At 39.8% G+C, this 6,026-nt stretch carries 3 protein-coding genes and 1 pseudogene; 2 read left to right on the forward strand and 2 right to left on the reverse strand.

Annotated elements, in window-relative coordinates:
- Positions 1–8: 8 nt before the first annotated feature.
- Positions 9–2,552, reverse strand: a complete 2,544-nt coding sequence (locus AC1DPQ_RS15110) for a PKD domain-containing protein (protein WP_477582683.1) — start codon at positions 2,550–2,552, stop codon at positions 9–11.
- Positions 2,553–2,652: 100 nt separating this feature from the next.
- Here AC1DPQ_RS15110 and AC1DPQ_RS15115 point away from each other — a divergent pair, with 100 nt between their 5' ends.
- On the forward strand, positions 2,653–3,990 hold the full coding sequence (locus tag AC1DPQ_RS15115; protein ID WP_477582685.1) for a GH1 family beta-glucosidase: 1,338 nt from the start codon (positions 2,653–2,655) through the stop codon (positions 3,988–3,990).
- A 151-nt stretch (positions 3,991–4,141) separates the two neighbouring features.
- Entirely contained in the window at positions 4,142–4,573 is a 432-nt protein-coding gene (locus tag AC1DPQ_RS15120; RefSeq protein ID WP_477582686.1) for a putative signal transducing protein, read from the forward strand.
- A 969-nt stretch (positions 4,574–5,542) separates the two neighbouring features.
- Here the strand turns inward: AC1DPQ_RS15120 and AC1DPQ_RS15125 are convergent.
- Positions 5,543–6,026, reverse strand: a pseudogene (locus AC1DPQ_RS15125) (aconitate hydratase); the annotation flags it as partial.

The raw sequence follows: 6,026 nt of genomic DNA on the forward strand, positions 1-6,026 counted from the left end.
TTACTAAACTATCTGAGAAGGGTTATTGAACCTGAATATTTGACATTTTTATTTGATAAGTTAGTGCCCAATATAACGTAATAATATACGCCAACAGGGAGTTCGTTGCCTTTAAAAGTACCGTCCCAGTTTTCAAATATGTTATTGGTAAAGAAAACCTGGGTACCCAGTCGGTTATAAATGTGGATGCTATATTTCCCAAGGTTTGTTACACCAACAACCAATTCATCATTGATTCCATCGCCGTTTGGCGAGAATGCATTTGGAACAAATGTAGATGCATTTTTTTTGATGATCAGATCGCCTTGGGTGATTGAATTTGCGCAGCCGTTTTTAGAAAATGCAGTTAAAGTAATTCTGAATAATCCATCGGTTTGATAAATATGGGTGGGGTTTTGGTCTGAAGAAGTAATTCCATCGCCAAAATCCCATTCGTAAAAATCTCCATAAAGCGACGTATTCGTAAATGTAATGGGGGCCGGAGCAGAAAACTTAACGTCGAAGGTAGGTTCGGTATAAAATTTAGCTACAGGAATTCTGGCAATGGCCGGAATAACGATAATTGCTGGTTCGGAGCTACAAGAGCCTGATGTTAACACAACCTGATACTGTCCTGCCAGATTAAGGTTTGTTACCGGAATTTCAATGGCATTTGTGGTCGCGTTATAATTGTTTGGCCCGCTCCATGCATAAGTAATACCTTCTTGTGCGGGTACAGCTAATTTTATGATGTCTTTTAAACAAAACAATGCCTGATTGATACTAATTTCTGGTTTTTCTGGCTTCAATTCTACCAAAATATCTTTTGTAAAAGTAGAAACACAACCATTATTGGTTTCAACTGTCAGCCTGATTGTTTTAAGCCCTGTCTCAGTGAAGGTTAATATTTTACTGTCGTTATTAATTGCAACCTGGCTTTTTACGCCTGGACCAAAATCCCAGGTGAGCTTCGTGTAATTTTTAGAAGTATTGATAAACGAAAAGGACTGGTTTGCTTCGCATTTATTATTAACCTCAATCGAAAACATTGCTTCAGGTTTCAAATCAACCGATAGAATATCGACGGAATTTACCTCACTAACACAGTCTCCAACCTGAACATAAAGCTTATATGTGCCAACTATTTCTGCTCCGCTTACCTGGATTTCGGGGTTTTGTTTTGTTGAAATAAAACCGTTTGGCCCTGACCAGTGGTAGTTTGCTAAGTTTAAAAAAGGAGTTGATAATTTTAATACATCTCCCTGACATAAATTAACATTTGAAGCCATTATAGCAGGTTTTTCAGGTGTGTTTGCTACAATAAAAGTTTGTGTAGTTACAACATTGCACCCGTTTGTGCCTTTTGCTTCTAAAACCACAACTTTCTCTCCAGGCGTGTTGTATGTTACGGTAAACGGCCCGGCTGTTGTGGCCGAAACCAAGCTTGCACCTTCACCAAAAGACCATTTTAAAGCAGCGAAATTCTGTGCTCTGCTTTCGAAAATATACGCTTGGCTATCGGTACATGGATTTAGTTTCTTAACATCAATTTCGGCTGTTGGACCTGCAAAATCAGCCGTACCACCGAATTCTAGCGTAAAGCCATTATTTCCTCCTGAATAATTATCTATAAGTAATGCGTAAACATGATCCTGTTGCAGGTCTACGTATTTTACAAAGCCATTTTGACCAGGTGGACAACCCGCCGACTCTGTCAAATCAGTTTCCGTCATACTCAGGCCAGTTTTATAATATGTGGGGCTACAGGTTACACCACTTCCTGATGCGCATCTGATTGCATTTGAAGCATTCACCATACTACAATCCCCGTTCACGCCTAAATCATAAAAAATCCAGTCAATGTCGTTTGTGGTTACAGTAGGTGTGATTACAAAAGTAAAGTCGCCGGGTGCAGAGGCCTTAAACATATACCAGGCAGAGTTAGATTCTGTACCTAGGCAGGTTCCGGCCGATTCGTGATTATTTGCTCCCGAGCCAGTTACATTTAACTGGGTAAATGTTTCTTTTGTGCACAGCACTGAAAATGTCCCGCAGTCTTGTCCTGGCCGTATTGGTGGGAAATAATTATCTATGCAAAGTTTAAAGGTACCGGTAACGTTATTTGCTGCGCTAACCCTAACATAGTAAATCTGTCCTACCGTTAAAGCGCCTTTGTATAAAGAATTAACATTGTTTGATGTGGCCAGCGTGCCGGGTAACTCGCTTATAGAACCAGTTGCTGCATCAAATGAATATAAGGCAACCAACGGATCAATTAAAGTGTTTGTACTATTGGTGTTAATTTTTCCACTAACAGAAATGTTTACATCAAATTTAGATGCCGTAAACTTAAACCAAACATCTTTTCCAACAGCTGGCCAGTTTAAACCTTTATTATAATTGCTCGGAGTAGCTTCTAAATTATTAAATTCGGCATCGCCACTGCAATATGCACTTGTATTAGTAATATTTATGGCGTTTATCAGTTCATCATTAACAGGAGGGGTAAATTTTCCAAAGGCAGAGAGGCTTAATAATACCAATAAAAAAGAAATTAATGAGGAGTAGCGCATAGCGTAAAAATATTAAAAAATGTTTTCATTTCGAATCATTTCAATTGTTAACGATTTATTAATATTAAACTCGCAACTTATGGCAATTAATTGATAACGAATGATTAATGCAAGCGATTTTGGCTCGGATTTTTTATGGGGTGTGGCTACTGCTGCGGCCCAAATAGAAGGTACAGCCACCCAGTACGGTAAAGGCCCTTCCATTTGGGATACCTTTACTGCGAAAAATGGAAAAATAAAAAAGAATCACAAATTAGATCCTGCTTGCGATTTTTATCACCGGTATGCTGAAGATGTAGCTTTGGTTAAACTGCTGGGCTTTAAAGTGTTTAGGTTTTCTATTGCCTGGTCGCGCATTTTACCTGCAGGTAGGGGAGAGATTAACCAGGAAGGCATCCGTTTTTATCACAATCTTATTGATGAATGTTTAACCCATGGAATAACACCCTACATAACGCTTTATCACTGGGATTTACCACAGGCTTTAGAAGATGAGGGAGGCTGGACAAGCTTTAGCATCAACGCTGCTTTTAATGCTTTTGTGAGTATCTGTGCGCTAGAATATGGCGATAAAGTGAAAAACTGGATTGTGTTGAATGAGCCTTTCGGTTATACTTCTTTGGGGTATATGTTAGGCGTTCATGCCCCAGGGAAAACTGGATTAGGAAATTTCTTTTCAGCGGTATTACATACCGCACTGGCCCAGGCAGATGGTGGCAAGATTTTACGTGCAGAAATTAGCAAGGCTAATATCGGGACTACTTTTTCTTGCTCGGAAGTAATTCCAAGTACCCATAGTGATGGTGATATCCTTGCTGCAAAACGTGTTGATTGCCTAATGAACCGTCTTTTTGTAGAACCTACACAAGGCATGGGTTTTCCCACTGCCAATTGGGATGTGTTAGAGAAATTTCAGATCGAATATGGTACCTGGCGGCTTCACGAACGGATGAAATTTGATTTTGACTTTATTGGTCTTCAAAATTATTTCCCTTTGGTGGTTAAGTATAATGCCTTTATTCCGGTTATTCAGGCCTGGGAGGTAAAAGCCAAGAGCAGAAAAAAGCCCCATACCGCAATGGGATGGGAGGTAAATGCTGATAGTTTCTATAATATTGTGAAACAGTTTGCCGCTTACCCAAATGTCAAAAATATCATAATCACGGAAAATGGTGCCGCTTATCATGACAAATTGATCAACGGTAGGGTAGAAGACCCTGAGCGGATCGAATATTTTAAACTTTATTTAAATGCACTGCTAAAGCTCAAAAAGGAAGGCATAAATGTAAGCGGTTATATGGCCTGGACATTAATGGATAATTTTGAATGGGCCGAGGGCTTTACGGCAAGGTTTGGGCTGATCTATAACGACTTTAAAACGCAAGAACGTAGCATTAAAGATTCGGGCTATTGGTGGCAGGAGTTTTTGAAGAAATAGGCCTATACATCGTCCTCGTTTGTAACGAGGATGAAGGAGAAAGGCGATTTGATCGCCATCATTTTACACTTGTGCATTATAAATGCAGATCTCGCTAATCCTAGTTGCAAACGAGGACTATTTAAGTCAAACAAATTCTTATGTTTGGATTATGAATGATAGAACAGTAGTTTACAGCACCTATTACAATCCGATGGAGGCCAATATTATTAAAGCTAAATTGGAAGATAGTGGATTTGCCTGTTTCCTTGCGGATGAAAATGTTGCAACCTTAAATTACAATCAGGCCATTGGCGGTGTAAAACTCATTGTTTTTGAAAGAGATGTAGAGGCCATTAATGCTTTACTAGCTGAAGACAATAGTTTGGCTTTTGAATCATCAGATGAAATTGTTGGTGAAGAAGAACCAGCGGAAAATAGAACAGTTTGCGAGAAATGTGGATCTACCAATGTGGGTTATGGAATGGCTACCAATAAAAAATACAGTATTTGGGCAACTATACTTGCCTTTTTAACCCTAACTACACCCATCAAGGCCAATAAATGTCATCATTGCTACGATTGCGGCTATGAGTTTGAATAATACAAAGCTCGTCATTGCGAATGAAGCAGAGGCTTTTGTGATGGTGTGAAGCAATCTAATTATACAAGTCTTTTTTTGAAGCGCAGGGTCAGTAACAGCTATTAACCTGAGTTCGATTATTAAATTGTAAAAATACTATCAGACAAGGTTTATTCCTAATCTTATCGTCATGCTGAACTTGTTTCAGCATCTTTTTTGGCAGGAAAGACCCTGAAATAAATTCAGGGTGACGACCGACTTAACAGAAAACTTGATTAAAACGTCACAAAGTGAGATTTAATAATCGAACTCAGGTTATTAAGGTTCGTTCCCATGCTTCGCTATATCCTTACGCTGCGCTTCAGGGATGCCGCTGCGCCTGGGGCTAGAAAGCTCATTTCCTGCAAGGAAGGCAAAATCTCCCTCATGGCATCCAGGGAATCTTTGTGTGAAAAGCACCTCTGTCTCTGCCATCTAAACCCGATATACGCGAATGCTGGTTCCTTCAACCTGCAGCAGCATTAGCGGGACTAACCCCAACCCAAGAACTACTGCAAAGCTTTCCGAAAAAAGAAAGAGGTTAAATCCTAAATGATAGATTTGTCATACTGAGAAATCACTTTTAGAAAAACAATGGAGTGACGGTGACAGGATACGGGGTTTCGTCATTCCCAACTCGATTGGGAACCACGAAGTGCTCATCGAAGATAATCATAATGCCTTGGTAGGGGCTTGTCGGTTGCTTTAAGATTCCCGCCTTTGCGGGAAAGACGGCCGATTTTTAGAATTTGTCATTAATAGCCTGTCGAGAACTTTTTAAAACGATTTTAAGGCATTTCGACAAGCTCAATGTGACAAATTAGAGAAACAGATATCATTTTAAGCGGTATCTGGTAAAAGAACAAAAAATCCCGTTCTGATTTAACAAAACGGGATTGATATGATGTCATCCAAATCTCGAACTTCCGACCCTGGACTTCGGACTTCAATTTACAAAAGCGCTGCCTTAGCCGCTGCTTCAGCCCGAATAATATTTAGCGCACCACCAGCTTTAAACCATTCGATTTGTTGATCGTTATAACTGTGGTTAACAGGGAATTGCTCCTGGGTGCCATCAGCGTGATGTAATACTAATGTTAATGGTTTATCTGGAGCGAATTCTGTTAAGCCTACGATATCGATGGTATCATCCTCTAAGATTTTATCATAATCATCTTTATCTGCAAAGGTTAAACCTAACATACCTTGTTTCTTCAGGTTGGTTTCGTGGATACGGGCAAAAGATTTTACCAATACAGCACGAACACCTAAGTGTCGAGGTTCCATAGCGGCATGTTCACGTGATGAACCTTCGCCATAGTTTTCGTCACCAACAACAATAGATCCCAAGCCGGCAGCTTTATAATCGCGTTGGGTTGCAGGAACCGGACCATATTCACCCGTTAATTCATTTTTAACGTTATCTGTTTTATCG

The sequence above is a fragment of the Pedobacter sp. 01T416_2 genome (genome assembly GCF_056398925.1).

Coding starts and splice junctions, on each gene's coding strand:
- AC1DPQ_RS15110 (WP_477582683.1), bottom strand. CDS start 2,552: ATGCGCTACTCCTCATTAATTTCTTTTTTATTGGTATTATTAAGCCTC.
- AC1DPQ_RS15115 (WP_477582685.1), top strand. CDS start 2,653: ATGATTAATGCAAGCGATTTTGGCTCGGATTTTTTATGGGGTGTGGCT.
- AC1DPQ_RS15120 (WP_477582686.1), top strand. CDS start 4,142: ATGAATGATAGAACAGTAGTTTACAGCACCTATTACAATCCGATGGAG.